The following is a 15,709-nucleotide window of genomic DNA, read 5'->3' on the forward strand; positions in this document are numbered from 1 at the left end:
CGCCCCGACGACCTCGGCGGCCGACGGGACGGACTCTCGTGGTGGTGTTGCTCGCTGGTCCGACCTAAGCGGCTGCACTCGAGCTGCTCGAACCCGAATCGCTCGACGAGCCGCCATCCGAGGAGGCGCCATCCGACGAGGAGCTCGGCGACGAGTTCGAGGTTCCGGCGGATGCGGCCGAACCCGATCCGTCAGCGTCGCTGTCGGCGCCGGCGTCCGCTGTGGTCCCGGCGTCCGCTGTGGTCGAGTCAGCGGTGGTCGAGTCGGCCGTGGTCGACTCAGCGGAGGTGGGGTCAGACGTTGTCGAGTCGGCTGCAGCCGAGTCCGTGGCAGTCGAGTCAGCGGCAGTCGAGACCGCTGAGCCCGCAGCGTCGGTCGCCTCCGAGGTGTCGACGGCCGAAGCTGTCGCCGATTCGCTGCTGTCCGTAGATGATTCGGCGCCGGCCGCGTCGGCCTCTACTGAGCCTCCGGTGGTCTCCGCCGTCGTCTCCGACGACACGGCTGTCGCATCGGTGTCGGCGGCCGACCGCACACCGGCGAGGGTCGTGGTGGCCGGCGGGGTGATGCCGTACAGGATGCTCTGCTGGATCGCCTGCAGCGACGCCAGCGTGCCCGGCATGATCACGCCACCGTCCGCGGTCGCGCCACCATTGCTCAGCAGTCCGCCGGCATAGATCGTGAGCCCGGGGATGTCGAGGCCGATGAGCGGCCCGAGGTTGGGACCGTAACCGCCGTTGAGCAGGCCGTCGAGCATCACTGCCGGCGCCTTCGCGAGGGCGCCGACGATCTCCGATGCGCCGCCTCCGCCCTGGGCCGCCTCGATGACACCCTGGATCGCGGCGCCCAGGCCGCCGACCCCGCCGTAGATCGGGCCGATGAGAGCGAGCCCCGCGTTGAGCGCGATGTTCGGCACCTGCTCGTTGATCACCCTGGCCAAGTTCTCCACCGGTGCGGCGAGCGCCTGCTGGATGGCGGGGATGAGATCGCCCGACACCGGGTCGATCGCGGAGAAGATGGGGAGGATCACGGCGGTCAGCACATTGTTGAGGGCCGTGGCGACGTCGCCGCCCCGGAGCGCGGTCGAGGCCGCCTCGAGAAGACCAGGAACATCGTCGTTCAAGGAGGTGGTGATGGCCGTGCCGGCCGACTGCAGACCGCTGATCAGGGTCTGGCCGCTCGCGGACTGGTTCTCGAGGATCTGACGCAGGATCGGGAGCGCTCCCCGGGCGTCCGACGTAGCGGCGATGCCCTCCAGATTGGTCATCGCGTGCTCGATGGCTTCTTGGTACGCCGCGAACGAGCTCAACCGGACACCGGGTGAGACGACGCTGTGTACCTGGGCGCCGAGGTCATTCGTCAGCGACGGCGCCCCGGACATGGCGAACGGGGTCGCGGCGATCGCGGTCGCGCTGACCAGCGACACTCCGGCCAACAGGTATGGGCGCAGCTGTGGGCGACTGAGGACGTGCAATGTAGCTCTCCTTGACAACAGAAACGAACCGACACATGTCGGACGATTTCGAAGTCTGGACCGTGGTCCGCATCTCGATGTCAGGAAATCGGAACAGTGTGGACAAATGACTCATGCTGCAGTCGCCCTCACCCCACCGGGCCGGCCCTCGCGACGGCCTGCGCGCGATGGACACCGAACGGTCCCAACGTCACCGGAACCACCACACTGACCACGACGTCTGCACCCTCCGTCACACACCGATCGACCTCGGCACCAGTGTCCTGCGCAGCGGCGATCTGCCGCGCGGCCGCGCACGGATCCGGCTCGGCGGCCACCTGCTGCTGCGCGGCGGCGAGCGCTGCGAGGTCGGCGGCCGACTGCGCGCGATGCCGGGCGACGACCGCAGCGCCGAAGTACAGCAGGGTGACCACCGTGGCCGCGATCGCCGCGATCGCGAACGCCCCGGCCACGGTCGCGAAACCCCCGTCGTCGCGCCACCCCCGGATCATGGCGAAGATGCCTGCGCAGTCGCGTCGTCGTCGGGCTCCTTCGCCGCCACCGCCCGGGCCGACACCGTCACCATCGGCAGCAACGGGATCGACGACCGCACGACGACCTCGACGCGGGAGTCAGTGCCGGTGATCATGATCTGCGCCGACCGCCCGACCACCCCGGCAGCGACCTCCTGCGCCGCGGCGTCCCCGGCCGCGGCCAGTCGGGCGGCCTCCCGGGCCGCGTCGGTACACCGGATCTGCACCGTCGCACCGACGACCGCCGTGATGCCGAGGACGACGGTGGCCACGATCGCCGCGATGACGTACGCGCCCTCGACGGTGACCATGCCACGCTCATCGCGCCACACCTCCCGCAACGTGACCACCGGCCCGAGCACCGCCTCAGCCAACCGAGGTGTTCAGGGCCTTGCCGATGATGCCGGTGAGGGCACTCACGATGTTGTCGCCGGTCACGACCGTGTAGAGGATCGCCCCGAAGGCCGCCGCGGCGATGGTGCCGATCGCGTACTCCGCCGTACTCATCCCCTCGTCGTCGGCGACGATACGCAACACCTCGGCTTGCACTCGTGCGATCGGACGTCGAAAGATTCTGTCGGACATGATGTTCTGGCCTCCCCTGGGTCACGCACCTTGCGTGTCACAGATAGGACGCACCAGACCACGATTCGGATCCATTGCGCCCACGATCACTCCACCGATCAGCCACCGAGGACGGAGCCGGCGAGGCCGACCACCACGGGCACGATCCCGAGACAGATGAACGCCGGTAGGAAGCACAGCCCGAGCGGACCGCTGATCGCGACACCCGCGCGTTCGGCGGCCGCCAGCGCGTCGTCGTGCGCCTCTCTGCGCGTGCTGTCGGCCAGTTCGGCCAGACCTCCGGAGAGCGACGACCCGGACCGTGCCGAACGCCGCGCCAACGTTGCCAGCGCCTCGAAGCGGTCGCCATCGACGTCCCTCCTCGCGGCTCCCCGGCCGCCGACGACGGGCGCCCCGTGGCGATGCCAGGCGTGCTCGGGATCGGCACCGAGTCCGAGGAGTTCGGCTGCCGACGCCAACGGGCGGGCGAGACCGGGCGGCGCGGAACGCGAGACCACGCCCGCCGCCGCGGCGACCGGCATCCCGGCGCGCAGGCACACGGCGAAGAGATCGAAGGACGCCGCGACCGCGAACGGGTCGTCGGAACCGGGCCTCGGATGCGCAGAGTCGCGATCGGCCATCGCCGACACCGGATCGCCCACCACCCGATGCAGTGCCCAGCCCGGTGCCGGCCACACCCACAGGGCCGCCCCCGCCGCGACGAGCGTGCTCAGCGAGAACGCGCTCATCGGTTGATCACCCGGTCGGTGATCCGCTCCGACCACACGAGCCCGGCCACCGACAACGCCGTGCCAACGATGAGCAGGACCCCTCCTAGACCGCTGCCGAGGAGCACGCCGATGGGGTGCGCGCCCATGAACTCGCCCAGCGCGATGCCGATGACCGGCAAACCTGCGAGCACTGTCGCGGTGGCCCGCGGGCCGGCGAGTCCGGCTCGGGTCCGGGTGGCGAACTGCCTGCGCGCCAGCAGATCGGCCCGCACCGACTCCACCAGCTCGATCATCGGCAGACCGTGCCGGTCGGCGGTCTGCCAGGCGACCCCCACACGATGCCAGGAGAGCTGGTCGGAGGCCTCGACATCGGGCATCACCTCGCCGCCCAGTTCGGCCCGTCCCGCCATCATCGTGAGGCCATCGGCGACCGACGACCTCGGTTGCCCGACAACGAGTTCCCGTGCCGCGGCCGCACACGCCGACGCAGGCGGGGCACCGACCGACAGTTCGGCCGTCATCACCGACAACGCCAGCAGCAGATCGGAGGTCTCCCGGTCGCGCGCCCGCACCCGCTGTGCGCGGTGCCGTCGCCACATCACCGTCGCAGACACCAACGTCATCGCCACCGCCGCATGGAGCCCGACGAGCACCGCTGCCGCCACCGGGGCGCCGACGGCGACCGATGCATCCCACGGAACAGTGCGCGCCCGCGGGGTTCCCGGCGTGAGGGACACCAACCGATACTGGGCGTGGGTCGCCGGCCACCAGAGCACGGCGGACGCGAGCGCCAGGATGACCGGGATCATCGGTGCGTCCGGGACCGCACCAGTGCATCGAATCCCGCCATCTCGTCGGTGAAGCCGTGCGCGCGCATCCACACGGGCCGGATGTGCACAAAGCCATCGGTGTCGCGGGACACCAGCCCGATCTCGGTGAGTCCGCGCGAGCCACCGGGGGTCCGCGCGACACCGAGCACCACGTGGACGGCCGCCGCGAGCTGGCTGTGCAGCGCGTCGCGCGCCATCCCGCCGAGCGCCGCCAGCGCCTCCATCCGCGCCGGGACCTCCGACGTCGAGTTGGCATGCAGGGTGCCCGAACATCCCTCGTGTCCGGTGTTCAGCGCGGTCAGGAGATCGATCACCTCCGCACCGCGGACCTCGCCGACGACGATCCGGTCCGGCCGCATCCGAAGCGCCTGCCGTACCAATGAGCGCACCGGAACCTCGCCCGCCCCTTCCACATTCGGAGTCCGGGCGACAAGGCGCACGATGTGCGGATGAGGCGGGTCGAGTTCGAGCGCGTCCTCGACACAGAGAATTCGTTCGGCCGCGTCCATCTCACCGATCAGGGATCCGAGGAGTGTGGTCTTGCCCGATCCGGTCCCGCCCACGATGAGGAAGGCGAGCCGGGCGCGCAGCATGGCGCGGAGCGGCTCCACCGCCTCGCCGGGGATGGCACCCAGCGCGACGAGTTCGTCGAAGTTGCGGGTCGCGGTGCGCAGGACGCGGAGCGAGATACAGGTTCCGTCGGTGGCCACGGGTGGGATCACCGCATGCAGCCGGACCGCATGGCCGCGACGCCCGAGGTCGGCGAGTTGGCCGTCGACCCAGGGCTGTGCGTCGTCGAGCCGTTTGCCCGCACTGAGTGCCAACCGACTCGCGAGGCGGCGGACCGCCGCCTCGTCGTCGAAACGGATATCCGTGCGCTGCAGCCCGTTTCCCCGATCGACCCACACCCGCTCGGCGCCGACGACGAGGATGTCGGCGACGTCGGGTTCGGCCAGGAGATGCTCGAGCCGGCCCGCTCCGATCAGCTCGGTCTGCAGGAAGCGCAGGGCGGCAAGTAGGTCCGTATCGCCGAGCATGCCCCGCGACTCCGAGCGGATCGCATCGGCGATGACCTCTGCCGTGGGCTCGACGGCTTGGGTCGCCAGCCGGTCACGCACCCGGTCGAGGAGCGCATCGTGCGGGCCGCTCACGCTGCGAGCCGCTCGGCGGCCCCCACCTTGCGGTACACCGCCAGCGCGGCACGCCCGAGCGGGCTGCGTGGCGGAACCCGCAGCCGCCCGGCCTCCATCCGGCCCGGCAGTCCGGGATCGGATCGGTAGGCGGTGAGCAGCGGGAGGCCCACGGCGGAGGCCACCTCGACGGCGCGCAGGCCGCTCGGCGCCGGCCCCCGGACCGCCAGCGCCGCGGCGATCCCGCGCTCGCCCAGGCGGGCGCCGACGGTCCGCGACGACGCCACCCCGTGCACACCTGCCGTGGTGACGAGCACGACGAGATCGACGGAATCGAGAACGGCATCGGTGACCGGGTCGGCCGTGCGGGGCAGGTCCACCACCACGGTGTCGCCGTTGACCCGGCCGGCATCCATCGTCGCGACGACCGCGTCCACGCCGATCCGCAGCCGGCTGTCGCGACGGGGCGCGAGCACCGACAACCGGTCGTTCACCTGCGGCAATGCGCTGTGCAACGATTCCGCCCGGACCGCCCCGCCCGCCAGGGTCAGGTCCTGCCACCGGAGCCCGGCACGACCCTCGATCCCGAGCGTCAGGTCGATGCCCGCTCCGAACTCGTCGACGTCGAAGAGCAGTACGTGTGTGGATTCCTCGGCAGCGGTCAGGGCCACCGCGGCCGCCAGGGTCGTGGCGCCTGCTCCGCCGTGTCCGCCGATCACGGCGACCGCGCCCGCCGGGGTGGCGAGCGGCGATCGGAGATCGGTGAGGAGTCCGACGAGGGTGGATTCCTCGGCGGGCAGCGACACCGCCCGATCGGCACCGAGACTCATCGCCGATCGCCAGATGTCGGCTGCGGGTTCGCCGTCGGTCACCATGACGACTCCCGCGCGCCGCGGCGGCCCGAGTTCGGCCAGCACCCGCGTGGCGTTCACATCGGCGACCACCGCGTCCGCACGCAGCCACTCCCGGCGGCAGTGTTCGGGGTCGGCGCGCCGCATCTGATATCCCGCCGCGGCCGCACAGCGGGCGACGTCGTCGGAGAGATCGGGACCCACCAGGGCGAGGAGTTCATCGGTCATGTACCGATCCTGCTGCGCCATCTCCCCTCGGTGGAGGTGTCGGCGGCGCGACGACCCGATCTGTGGAATATCCCGGATCTGTGGACGACCCGGATTGTGGCTGACCCCGGGGTCAGCCCGTGAACGGTGGCACGAACTCACACGGGACGGGAACCGGATGCTGCGGATCGAGTGCGTTGAGCACCATGTAGGCCGCACGCCGCGACCCGGCGATCGCGAGGTGATCGCTGTGGTCGGCAGCGCAGGTGTCCTGGACGACGATGTTGCGCACCTTCTCGCCGGTGCGTCCGGGTACCTGTCCGCTGGTGTAGGGCAGGACGAGTTCGTCATAGCGGGTGGAGATGTTCGTGTACTCGACGCCCTCGACGTACGGGCTGCCCCCACGCCAGATCTCCCGGTTGAAGGCCGATCCGGCGGTCATCTGGCCGCATGCGGCACAGATCGGCAGATCCCGGCCGCCCAGCAGCGTGTCGGTGAGGCCGGTCAGCGGAGTGCCACCGAACGTGCCCCGCCACAGGGGTGCGAGCGAGACGTACTTGCCGACCTTGCCCGCTCCGCCCAGGTTCTTGAGGTAATAGGTGGGCATGTACGTGCCCTGGGAGTGCCCGACGAGATCCACGGTCTTCGCACCGGTACCGGCCAGCACCTTGTCGACGAATCGGGAGAGCTGTCCGGCGCTGCCCTCGATGGGCGCCATCCCCCCGATCGCCGACACCGGCCACGGAGTTCCCGGCAGGGCGCCATAGGTGAGCGCGAAGACGCAGTAACCACGATTGGCCAGCATCGCCACGTAGGCGCCCCAGTTGGTCTGCTGCGATCCACCCGTTCCGTGCACGAGCACCACCGGCCGCGGGTGCCGCACGGTGGGCTTGCAGGTGAAGTCGTTGGAGCCGGGCAGGGACCCGCCGGGATGCGAGAGCTCGGCCGGGATACCGGAGAAGAAGTTGTAGGTCTCGGGTAGCGGCGGCTGCGGGGCCGCGTGAGCAGTGCCCGCGCCCACCACGACGGCCATCACGCAGGCGACCACCGAACCGATCAATCCCACCCGGGTCCTTGCACCGATCGACATACCCACTCCCCCATTCGGCTGACGTCCGCCCAGAACCTAGCAACTGCTTGGTCAAGCGTCCCAGTTTTCGGAAAACCGCCGGATACCCGCGAGAAATGAGTGCTGCCGAGATCCGAAACCGACCCCAGACAGAGGACGACCCCGGCCAGGGGGGGAGGAGGCCGGGGTCATCGCGTTTCAGCCCCGGGGGGTCGGGCTGAAAGGCACCGGTATTAACCGGTTATGGCCGACTATACACACGGGATTTCGTTGATTGCAACCACAACAAAGAGCGATCCGAGGTCACATTTTTATATCGCTGCCTGCGCATTCACGATGCAATGACGTTGCATCGGGGCTATCGCCGCAGGCGTGTCAGAACGTACTCTGACTGCGTGACGGACACCTCACCGAAGGCGACCGGGTCGCCACCTTCGGTATCACGTCTGACCGACCGACGCCGCGTCGCGGCCTTCTTCGATCTCGACAAGACGGTCATCGCGAAGTCGAGCGCGCTCGCGTTCTCGCGACCGTTCTTCGACGAGGGACTGATCAATCGGCGGTCGGTGCTGAAGTCGAGCTACGCCCAGTTCCTGTTCCTCGTGACGGCCGCCGACCACGATCAGGTGGAGAACCTGCGCCGCCATGTGACCGACATGTGCCGCGGGTGGGATGTGGAGCAGGTGCGGGCGATCGTCAACGAGACCCTCCACGACATCGTGAATCCATTGGTCTTCGCGGAGGCCGCCGAGCTGATCGCCGGCCACCAGGAACGCGGACACGACGTCGTGCTGATCTCGGCGTCCGGACGCGAGATGGTCGAGCCGATCGGCGAGCTCCTCGGGGTCGACCACGTGGAGGCCAGCGAGATGAGGGTCGTCGACGGCCACTACACCGGCGAGCTCGAATTCTATTGCTACGGAGAGCACAAGGCTGTCGCGATGGCCGCACTCGCCGAAGCCCGTGGCTACGATCTCGCCGAGTGTCACGCGTATTCCGACTCCATCACCGATCTACCCATGCTCAGCGCGGTCGGTCACCCCGTCGCGGTGAATCCGGACCGGCAACTCCGCAAGCAGGCAGCCGATCGAGGCTGGCCGGTGCTGAGCTTCAATCGTCCGGTGCCGCTCCGCAAACGGATCCCCACCCCGTCGTCACGGATGGCCGCCGCCCTGGCGCTCGGCGCAGGTGTGGCGGCTGTCAGCGGCGTCGGAATGCACTCGTTCCGGCATCGTCGGCACCGCCCACGCCGAACCCGAGACTCCTAGGAACACCACTGAATGTTGGTGCGAAAGGCCCTTGATGTGACTGCGGTCACGGTGTACAAAAGGGGTTACGGAATCTCGGAAGGCAAAGTCCGATCCGGAAGAGAAGGAGCGGACCCCCACGCCGAGCGCTTCCCAGCACGGGCGGCAAGCACCCACGCGGAGCACGCCGCAATAAGGCAAAAGCGTTGTGCGCCTGCGACATCGTAGGCTGGCAAGGGCAAGCCGATGGCCATCAACGGGCCGTGAGCGGGAACATGAGGAGTTCCCCGTCGGGCCGGACGAATCGATCCGATCGGAACGGACCATTTGGTCTGTGAGACGGAACGAATCGATCCGATGAAGCTCGATTCAATTGCACGGCACCGTCATTCGTAAATGGTTCACATCGGGGCGCACCGACCAGTACCGCGGTCCCTCGCCGAGGCGATCCACACAACCCACCAAGCACGCTTGGTAACTTGGGTCCGTGCTATGCGGGCGGCAACCCGGTCGGTGTCAACCGGCCGAGCGGCCGCCCGCATTGTATTGTCCGGATGCTGTTGTGTTGTCCGGGCGTGGCGCGGTACTGACAGTTCGCACGCCACTTGCGTTTTCGTGCGCGTGCACCCTTCGAGGCTCGCTACGCTCGCACCTCAGGGAACGGGGCAACGGGCAACCCTGGCGAGCTAGCCCGCGCGCGCCGCGTCGGCGATCGAGCGAGCCTCACCTGCGCCGGCCTCGAGCGCCTCGCAGCACAGCACGATCCAGGCGCCCACGCCCGTCGCGTCTCCGTCGGCGAACCGCGCCGACAACGAGCGGTAGTCGTCGAGGCGACGCAGCCAGGTCACCTCCGGGACGCCGAGGTTGTGCGGATCCAGTCCCGACGACGTGCACACCAGCCGCGAGGCCGCGCGCGCGACCACACCGTTCGCGGTCGGGAACGCGCCGACCCCCAGCAATTCGCCGTGGACCACGGCGGCCAGCACCGGCGCCGGGACCGACGTGGCGCCGGTGACCAGCTGGCCGAGCAGATCGAGCCGTCCGGCGACTCCGGGCTGCGCACTCGGGCGGCCCAGCTCGTCGGGGTCGGCGACGAGATCGGCGGCGGCGAGCATGTGCAGCCGGGCGAACGCCTGGGCGGGAGCCCGGCGGAACACGCCGGTGAGTTGATCGAGGGCGTCGCCGTCGAGGGCCTGGGCCACGCGCATCGCGCCGGCCAGCAGCGGATCGTCGAAGTCACCGTCGCGACGCAGTTCCACGCTGCCACCGTCGATGGCCGCAGAGGATCGGCCGGCCCGCCAGGACGCCTCGGTCGCGGTCTTGTCCCATCCGCGCAGATTCGCCGGATGACGATGCACGGCACTCAGCGCGTCCCGTGCACGGTCAGCGGCGTCGCGCACACCGGGCAGGTCGAGCAGCGGCGCGAGCGGATCAGAGGTCACGCCTCCCCACGATAGTGATGTGGGGTCGGCCGTCGTCGGGCCGGTGACGTCGATCCGCGTCCTGCACCACTCGTCGTGTCCATGGGACCATTCGTCGCGGAACTGCGGGGCCCGGTCGACGGCACCTGCAACGAGGTTCCAACGTGACTACCCTCACAATGAGTAACCGGCATGAATGCACGTCACGCCAGTGTGCGGGCACCCAGCACGCATACACACAGCACGCGTACACATCGTCTCCTCGACAGTGAAAGGTCTCCTCACCGATGACTCCCGCCACCACTTCGTCCGCCCAGGGGTATCCGCCGTCGGAGGATTTCGTCGCGCAGGCCAACGCCGGGTCTGAGCTCTATGACCGGGCCGACGCGGATCGTCTGGAGTTCTGGGCCGAACAGGCCCGCCGCCTGGACTGGGACACCGATTTCGACCAGATCCTCGACTGGTCGGACGCGCCGTTCGCCAAGTGGTTCGTCGGCGGCAAGCTCAACGTGGCCTACAACTGCGTCGATCGACATGTCGCGGCGGGCAAGGGCGACCGGGTCGCGATCCATTGGGTCGGCGAACCCGGCGACACCCGCGACCTCACCTATGCCCAACTGCAGGACGAGGTGTCCAAGGCCGCCAACTACTTCGCCTCGATCGGGCTGGTCGCAGGCGACCGCGTCGCCATCTACATGCCGATGGTCCCCGAGGCGATCGTCTCGATGCTCGCCTGCGCCCGGCTGGGGCTGACCCATTCGGTGGTGTTCGCCGGATTCTCCTCGGGCGCACTGCGTTCGCGCGTCGACGACGCCGAGGCCAAGCTCGTCATCACCACCGACGGCCAGTACCGTCGCGGCAAGCCCGCCCCCCTCAAGGCCGCCGTCGACGAGGCACTCGGCACCGGCGACGACGCCGCGAAATCGGTGGAGAAGGTCCTGGTGGTGCGCCGCACCAACGACGATCCCGATCTGCCGTGGGTCGACGGGCGCGACGTGTGGTGGGACGACACCGTCGACGAGCAGTCGACGACCCATGAACCCGAGGCCTTCGACGCCGAACACCCGCTGTTCCTGCTCTACACCTCGGGCACCACCGGCAAGCCCAAGGGCATCGTGCACTCCTCGGGTGGCTACCTCACCCAGGCCAGCTACACCTTCCACTACGTGTTCGACCACAAGGAAGGCCGCGACGTCTTCTGGTGCGGCGCCGACATCGGCTGGGTGACCGGACACTCCTACCTCGTCTACGGCCCACTGTCCAACGGCGCCACCGAGGTGGTCTACGAGGGAACCCCCAACTCCCCCAACGAACATCGTCACTTCGAGATCATCGAGAAATACGGCGTGACCATCTACTACATCGCGCCGACGCTGATCCGCACCTTCATGAAGTGGGGCCGTGAGATCCCCGACGCGCACGACCTGAGCTCGGTGCGACTGCTGGGCTCGGTCGGCGAACCGATCAACCCCGAAGCGTGGAAGTGGTATCGCGAGGTCATCGGCGGCAACTCTGCGCCCATCGTCGACACCTGGTGGCAAACCGAGACCGGCGCCATCATGATCTCCCCGCTGCCCGGAGTGACCACCACCAAACCCGGCTCCGCGATGGCACCGCTGCCCGGCATCTCGGCGAACATCGTCGACGACCAGGGCAAGCCGGTCGGCGCCGGTGAGCAAGGATATCTGGTGCTCGACCAGCCGTGGCCGTCGATGCTGCGCGGCATCTGGGGCGACGACGAACGGTTCCGCGAGACCTATTGGTCACGCTTCGCCGAGCAGGGCTGGTACTTCGCAGGCGACGGCGCCCGCTACGACGACGACCACGCGTTGTGGGTCCTCGGACGCGTCGACGACGTCATGAACATCTCCGGGCACCGCATCTCCACCGCCGAGGTCGAGAGCGCCCTGGTCGGACATTCCGGGGTCGCCGAGGCCGCCGTCATCGGCGCCGCCGACGAGACCACCGGTCAGGGCATCGTCGCCTTCGTCATCCTGCGTGAGGGCGTCGAGAACACCGGCGACCAACTCGTCAAGGAACTGCGCGACCAGGTCGCCGTCGAGATCTCGCCGATCGCCAAACCCCGCGAGATCAACGTCGTCCCCGAATTGCCCAAGACCCGCTCCGGCAAGATCATGCGACGCCTCCTCAAAGACGTCGCCGAAGGCCGCGAACTCGGCGACACCTCCACCCTGGTCGACCCGTCGGTCTTCGAGGCCATCCGCGCCCGCAAGTCCTGAGCACGTCTCTGTGCCCCGGCCGGGATGTACTCCGGCCGGGGCACAGACGAACTCCTCCTTGACCTTGACACGGTGACAAGGTCTTGACTGGTGTCGAGGAGGTGATCGCGATGAACAACGCAATTCGTGACGATCGGCAAGCCCGGCTGATCGAGGCCCTGTCGGCTCCGCAGTCGTCGACCCGACTGCAAGCGGCGCTGGCCGCCGGGACATACCCGGATGATGCGCTGGTCGAGGTGCTGGTGGGGCGCTGTGGCGTCGAACCGGACTTCTTCGTACGCGACATGCTGACGTGGGCTCTCACCCGCTGTGCAGCAGGCGTCACCATTGCGCGACTGCTCGGCGAGCTCACCTCGGCCACACCGCAGGCCCGCAGCCAGGCGTTGCACACGCTGTCGAAGATCGGCGACCACACGGTCTGGGAGAAGATCCCCCATGGGCTGCTCCATGATCCCGACGACGACGTCGCGCGCAGTGCCTGGCGCGCGGCGGTCGTCCTGGCTCCGCACGATCAAAGTGCCGTTCTCGCACGAGAACTGGCGACCGAGTTGGGCCGCGGCGACTGGGAGATGCAGCGCAGTCTGAGCCGCGCGCTCCTCACCCTCGGCGATCCGGTGCTCCCGTTGCTGGCGGTCGCACGTACGGGTCGCAACCGGGCCGTGCGTGAGCATGCCGTCGCCACCGAGCACCTCATCGAGGACCCGGACAGCGATTTCTCGGCTGCGGTGGATCAGGCGCGACGGGTGCTCTCGTTGACGGACGCGCCGTCGCCGGGCACCGAATGCTGATCGGTGAGGTGTCGCAGCACTCCGGCGTGAGCACCCGGATGTTGCGGCACTACGACCGGCTCGGTCTCGTGGCGCCTGCCGGCCGCACGTCCGGCGGGTATCGCGAGTACTCGACGGACGACATCGCGCGGCTGTTCCGGGTGGAGGGACTCCGATCACTCGGATTGTCGCTGGCCGAGGTACGGCGGGTGCTGGACGCACCAGGATCCGCCGAGCCGGCCGCACTGATCGGCGAACTCGTCGACCAGTCACGCCGCCGTCTCGCCCGCGAGGAGGAGCTGCTGGCTCTGCTCCGGCGCATCGAGGCGTCCACCCCGGCGGATTGGGAGGACGTGCTGCGAGCGGTGCGACTGATGCACGACCTCGGATCGGATTCCGCAGGCGTGCGCTATCGGGCGGCTCTCGCGGCGATGGGTCACCAGCTCTCGTCCGAGGCCGTCGCCGACGCCGTCCTGGCCGAAGCGGACCCCAACGTGTCCGGCGCACTGACCTGGGCGCTGGCCGCCACCGGAGACGCGGCCGGCACGGCCGTGTTGGCTGCGGGCCTGCAATCCGACGATGCGCAGGTACGACGGCGCGCGGTGTCGGCCGTCGCGGAGCTCGCAGGTCCCGCGGTGGCCGACGTGCTCCGCGGCGCGCTCACCGACACCGACGTCGTCGTCCGCAGCCGGGCGGCGATGGCTCTCGGGGCGCGCGGCGACCGGGAGGTGGTGCCGACGCTCATCGACATGGTGGTCGCCGGGACCAACGATGTCGATGCCGCCGACCTGCTCCGCGATCTGGCGCACACGTCCGGCACCGCCGATCAGGTCGCAGCTGATCTCGGTCGGCTGCTCGACGACGAGGCGGTATCGCCCGCCGCGCGGAGCCGTCTCGCACAGGCTCTGGTGGAGCTGCCCGGCGACGTGGCCGTCGGCATCCTCACCGGGTTGGTCGACGACGACGATCCCGCCGTCGCGGCCGTCGCGGCGATGCGAGCGCACCGGAGGTGATCTCGCCGGTCGCGGGCCGGGTCGCGCGACTCGCGGCGGTCGCGACCCGGGTGGCCCGCGCCGCGACCGCCCATCGCATGGCACCATAAGCGCAGAGCACCGAGATACGGAGGATGCAGTGAGCCGCAACGAGCACGGCCAACCCGCAGACGGCACCGGATCGGTCCCGTCCATCCCGCTGTCGGACCCCACGCTGGGTCGCGACGGGGAGCCCAGTATCGGGAACCTGGTGAAGGACGCCACCGCGAATGTGTCCACGCTGTTCCGATCCGAGGTGGCGCTGGCAAAGGCCGAACTCGTCGGGGAGGCGAAGAAGGCGGGCGCCGGCACCGGTCTGCTGGTCGTCGCCGGGGTGATGGCCCTCTATTCGAGCTTCTTCTTTTTCTTCTTCCTCGCCGAGTTGCTGGACAACTGGATGCCGCGGTGGCTGGCGTTCCTGATCGTCTTCCTGATCCTGGTGCTGATCACCGTCGTCATGGCGTTCGTCGGCTACGTGCTCTTCCGCAAGGTCAGGGGCCCCAAGAAGACGATCGAATCGGTCCGGGAGGTGCAGACGGTGCTGCCGGGCAAGCACCCCGCCGACGTCTCGCCGACGTCCGCGACACGGACCGGCGATCATCCCGAGATCCCTCGCGCGCACGACCCCGGGCGGAGATGACCGTTGGCGGTCCCGCCTGACCCGTCGAGCGTCCGGGTTCCCGGAAACTGGCATCACTTCGACGTCCGGGCGAACGGGGTCCGCTTCCACGCTGTCGAGGCGGACGGCCGATGGCTCGCCGACCGCCCCCTGGTTCTGCTCCTGCACGGCTTCGGTGAGTTCTGGTGGAGCTGGCGACATCAGATCGCCGCGCTGACCGATGCCGGATACCGAGCCGTCGCCGTCGACCTGCGCGGGTACGGCGACTCCGACAAGCCGCCGCGCGGTTACGACGGCTGGTCACTGGCCGGTGACACGAACGGTCTGGTGCGCGCCCTGGGGCACACCGAGGCCGCGCTCGTCGGGCATGCCGACGGCGGCCTGGTGTGCTGGGCGACCGCCACGTTGCATCCCCGGGTGGTGAACCGGATCGCCGTCATAGCGTCACCGCATCCGCGTGCTCTGCGTCGGGAAGTGCTGCGCAACCGGGCGCAGCGATCGGCCTTCCTCACGGGATTCCTGCGGAACCAGTTGCCGCGGATGGGCGAACGGCACCTGACCCGCCGCGACGGCGCATACATCGAGCAGTACTTCCGTGAACGCGCCGCGCATGATTGGCAGCAGACCGACGAGTTCGCCGAGGCCGTCGAGCGGAACCGATCGGCGATCCAGATCCCATACGTCGCTCATTGCAGCCTGGAGTATCAGCGCTGGGCATTCCGGTCGCAGTTCCGTCCAGACGGAATGCGCTTCATGGAGTTGATGAATCAGCAGCTGCACATTCCGGTACTCGCGCTGCGCGGCCGGGAGGATCCGTACATCCTGGATCACCTGATGACCGCCGGCAACCGGTGGTCTGCGCACATGGATTACTGGCAGATCGACGGCAGCGGCCACTTCGCCCACCAGGAACGGCCCGATCAGGTCAACGAACGACTGGTCGAGTTGCTCTCGCGCGAACCCGCGTAGCGGTACCCGCCACCCGTCGATCGGCCGAGCGGCCGCAGTTCCCCGCCGCG

16 protein-coding genes are annotated in these 15,709 nt (G+C 69.1%); 6 read left to right on the forward strand and 10 right to left on the reverse strand.

The window, feature by feature from the left end; genetic code table 11:
- Window positions 1–64: 64 nt before the first annotated feature.
- The 9 genes from OVA31_RS08915 to OVA31_RS08955 form a co-directional block, all read right to left on the reverse strand.
- Entirely contained in the window at window positions 65–1,471 is a 1,407-nt protein-coding gene (locus tag OVA31_RS08915; protein ID WP_267630715.1) for a hypothetical protein, read from the reverse strand.
- A 128-nt stretch (window positions 1,472–1,599) separates the two neighbouring features.
- Window positions 1,600–1,962 carry an Rv3654c family TadE-like protein gene (locus OVA31_RS08920; RefSeq protein ID WP_267630716.1) on the reverse strand — a complete coding sequence of 121 codons (363 nt, stop codon included), beginning with the start codon at window positions 1,960–1,962 and terminating at the stop codon, window positions 1,600–1,602.
- Window positions 1,959–2,357 carry a TadE family type IV pilus minor pilin gene (locus tag OVA31_RS08925; RefSeq protein WP_324290204.1) on the reverse strand — a complete coding sequence of 133 codons (399 nt, stop codon included), beginning with the start codon at window positions 2,355–2,357 and terminating at the stop codon, window positions 1,959–1,961. The genes OVA31_RS08920 and OVA31_RS08925 overlap by 4 nt, the downstream gene beginning before the upstream one ends.
- A complete protein-coding gene (locus OVA31_RS08930; protein ID WP_164310437.1) occupies window positions 2,350–2,568 on the reverse strand; it encodes a DUF4244 domain-containing protein in 219 nt (72 codons plus the stop codon). Before OVA31_RS08930 ends, OVA31_RS08925 begins: the two co-directional genes overlap by 8 nt.
- A 98-nt stretch (window positions 2,569–2,666) precedes the next feature.
- Window positions 2,667–3,296: a type II secretion system F family protein gene (locus OVA31_RS08935; RefSeq protein ID WP_267630717.1), complete on the reverse strand. Its 630-nt coding sequence runs from the start codon at window positions 3,294–3,296 to the stop codon at window positions 2,667–2,669.
- Complete coding sequence (locus tag OVA31_RS08940; RefSeq protein WP_267630718.1) at window positions 3,293–4,087, reverse strand: type II secretion system F family protein; 795 nt, start codon at window positions 4,085–4,087, stop codon at window positions 3,293–3,295. The genes OVA31_RS08935 and OVA31_RS08940 overlap by 4 nt, the downstream gene beginning before the upstream one ends.
- Window positions 4,084–5,259 (reverse strand): TadA family conjugal transfer-associated ATPase, encoded by a 1,176-nt coding sequence (locus tag OVA31_RS08945; RefSeq protein ID WP_267630719.1) that lies wholly within the window; start codon window positions 5,257–5,259, stop codon window positions 4,084–4,086. The genes OVA31_RS08940 and OVA31_RS08945 overlap by 4 nt, the downstream gene beginning before the upstream one ends.
- Window positions 5,256–6,317: a septum site-determining protein Ssd gene (gene ssd / locus OVA31_RS08950; RefSeq protein WP_267630720.1), complete on the reverse strand. Its 1,062-nt coding sequence runs from the start codon at window positions 6,315–6,317 to the stop codon at window positions 5,256–5,258. Before ssd ends, OVA31_RS08945 begins: the two co-directional genes overlap by 4 nt.
- Before the next feature lie 112 nt (window positions 6,318–6,429).
- Entirely contained in the window at window positions 6,430–7,386 is a 957-nt protein-coding gene (locus OVA31_RS08955; RefSeq protein ID WP_267630721.1) for an esterase/lipase family protein, read from the reverse strand.
- 320 nt (window positions 7,387–7,706) lie between these two features.
- Between OVA31_RS08955 and OVA31_RS08960 the strand changes: the two genes are divergently transcribed.
- Window positions 7,707–8,633 carry an HAD family hydrolase gene (locus OVA31_RS08960; RefSeq protein ID WP_420714160.1) on the forward strand — a complete coding sequence of 309 codons (927 nt, stop codon included), beginning with the start codon at window positions 7,707–7,709 and terminating at the stop codon, window positions 8,631–8,633.
- Window positions 8,634–9,298: 665 nt separating this feature from the next.
- On the opposite strand, the gene OVA31_RS08965 is transcribed toward OVA31_RS08960, so the two are convergent.
- A complete protein-coding gene (locus OVA31_RS08965; protein ID WP_267630723.1) occupies window positions 9,299–10,054 on the reverse strand; it encodes an oxidoreductase in 756 nt (251 codons plus the stop codon).
- A 266-nt stretch (window positions 10,055–10,320) separates the two neighbouring features.
- Between OVA31_RS08965 and acs the strand changes: the two genes are divergently transcribed.
- From acs to OVA31_RS08990, 5 genes are all read left to right on the forward strand, one after another.
- Entirely contained in the window at window positions 10,321–12,273 is a 1,953-nt protein-coding gene (gene acs, locus OVA31_RS08970) for an acetate--CoA ligase (protein WP_267630724.1), read from the forward strand.
- Window positions 12,274–12,383: 110 nt separating this feature from the next.
- Window positions 12,384–13,061, forward strand: coding sequence for a HEAT repeat domain-containing protein (locus OVA31_RS08975; RefSeq protein WP_267630725.1), 678 nt, complete (start codon window positions 12,384–12,386; stop codon window positions 13,059–13,061).
- Window positions 13,055–14,053 (forward strand): MerR family transcriptional regulator, encoded by a 999-nt coding sequence (locus OVA31_RS08980; RefSeq protein WP_267630726.1) that lies wholly within the window; start codon window positions 13,055–13,057, stop codon window positions 14,051–14,053. The genes OVA31_RS08975 and OVA31_RS08980 overlap by 7 nt, the downstream gene beginning before the upstream one ends.
- Before the next feature lie 118 nt (window positions 14,054–14,171).
- Window positions 14,172–14,711 (forward strand): phage holin family protein, encoded by a 540-nt coding sequence (locus OVA31_RS08985; RefSeq protein ID WP_267630727.1) that lies wholly within the window; start codon window positions 14,172–14,174, stop codon window positions 14,709–14,711.
- A 3-nt stretch (window positions 14,712–14,714) separates the two neighbouring features.
- Window positions 14,715–15,659 (forward strand): alpha/beta fold hydrolase, encoded by a 945-nt coding sequence (locus tag OVA31_RS08990; protein WP_267630728.1) that lies wholly within the window; start codon window positions 14,715–14,717, stop codon window positions 15,657–15,659.
- Window positions 15,660–15,709: the final 50 nt, after the last annotated feature.

Source organism: Gordonia sp. SL306, assembly GCF_026625785.1.
Lineage (GTDB): Bacteria > Actinomycetota > Actinomycetes > Mycobacteriales > Mycobacteriaceae > Gordonia.

What these genes read in the sequence shown, in the direction of transcription:
- OVA31_RS08920 (WP_267630716.1), bottom strand. Translation starts at nt 1,962, where the DNA reads ATGATCCGGGGGTGGCGCGACGACGGGGGTTTCGCGACCGTGGCCGGG.
- OVA31_RS08930 (WP_164310437.1), bottom strand. Translation starts at nt 2,568, where the DNA reads ATGTCCGACAGAATCTTTCGACGTCCGATCGCACGAGTGCAAGCCGAG.
- OVA31_RS08935 (WP_267630717.1), bottom strand. Translation starts at nt 3,296, where the DNA reads ATGAGCGCGTTCTCGCTGAGCACGCTCGTCGCGGCGGGGGCGGCCCTG.
- OVA31_RS08940 (WP_267630718.1), bottom strand. Translation starts at nt 4,087, where the DNA reads ATGATCCCGGTCATCCTGGCGCTCGCGTCCGCCGTGCTCTGGTGGCCG.
- ssd (WP_267630720.1), bottom strand. Translation starts at nt 6,317, where the DNA reads ATGACCGATGAACTCCTCGCCCTGGTGGGTCCCGATCTCTCCGACGAC.
- OVA31_RS08955 (WP_267630721.1), bottom strand. Translation starts at nt 7,386, where the DNA reads ATGTCGATCGGTGCAAGGACCCGGGTGGGATTGATCGGTTCGGTGGTC.
- OVA31_RS08960 (WP_420714160.1), top strand. Translation starts at nt 7,707, where the DNA reads ATGACGTTGCATCGGGGCTATCGCCGCAGGCGTGTCAGAACGTACTCT.
- acs (WP_267630724.1), top strand. Translation starts at nt 10,321, where the DNA reads ATGACTCCCGCCACCACTTCGTCCGCCCAGGGGTATCCGCCGTCGGAG.
- OVA31_RS08975 (WP_267630725.1), top strand. Translation starts at nt 12,384, where the DNA reads ATGAACAACGCAATTCGTGACGATCGGCAAGCCCGGCTGATCGAGGCC.
- OVA31_RS08980 (WP_267630726.1), top strand. Translation starts at nt 13,055, where the DNA reads ATGCTGATCGGTGAGGTGTCGCAGCACTCCGGCGTGAGCACCCGGATG.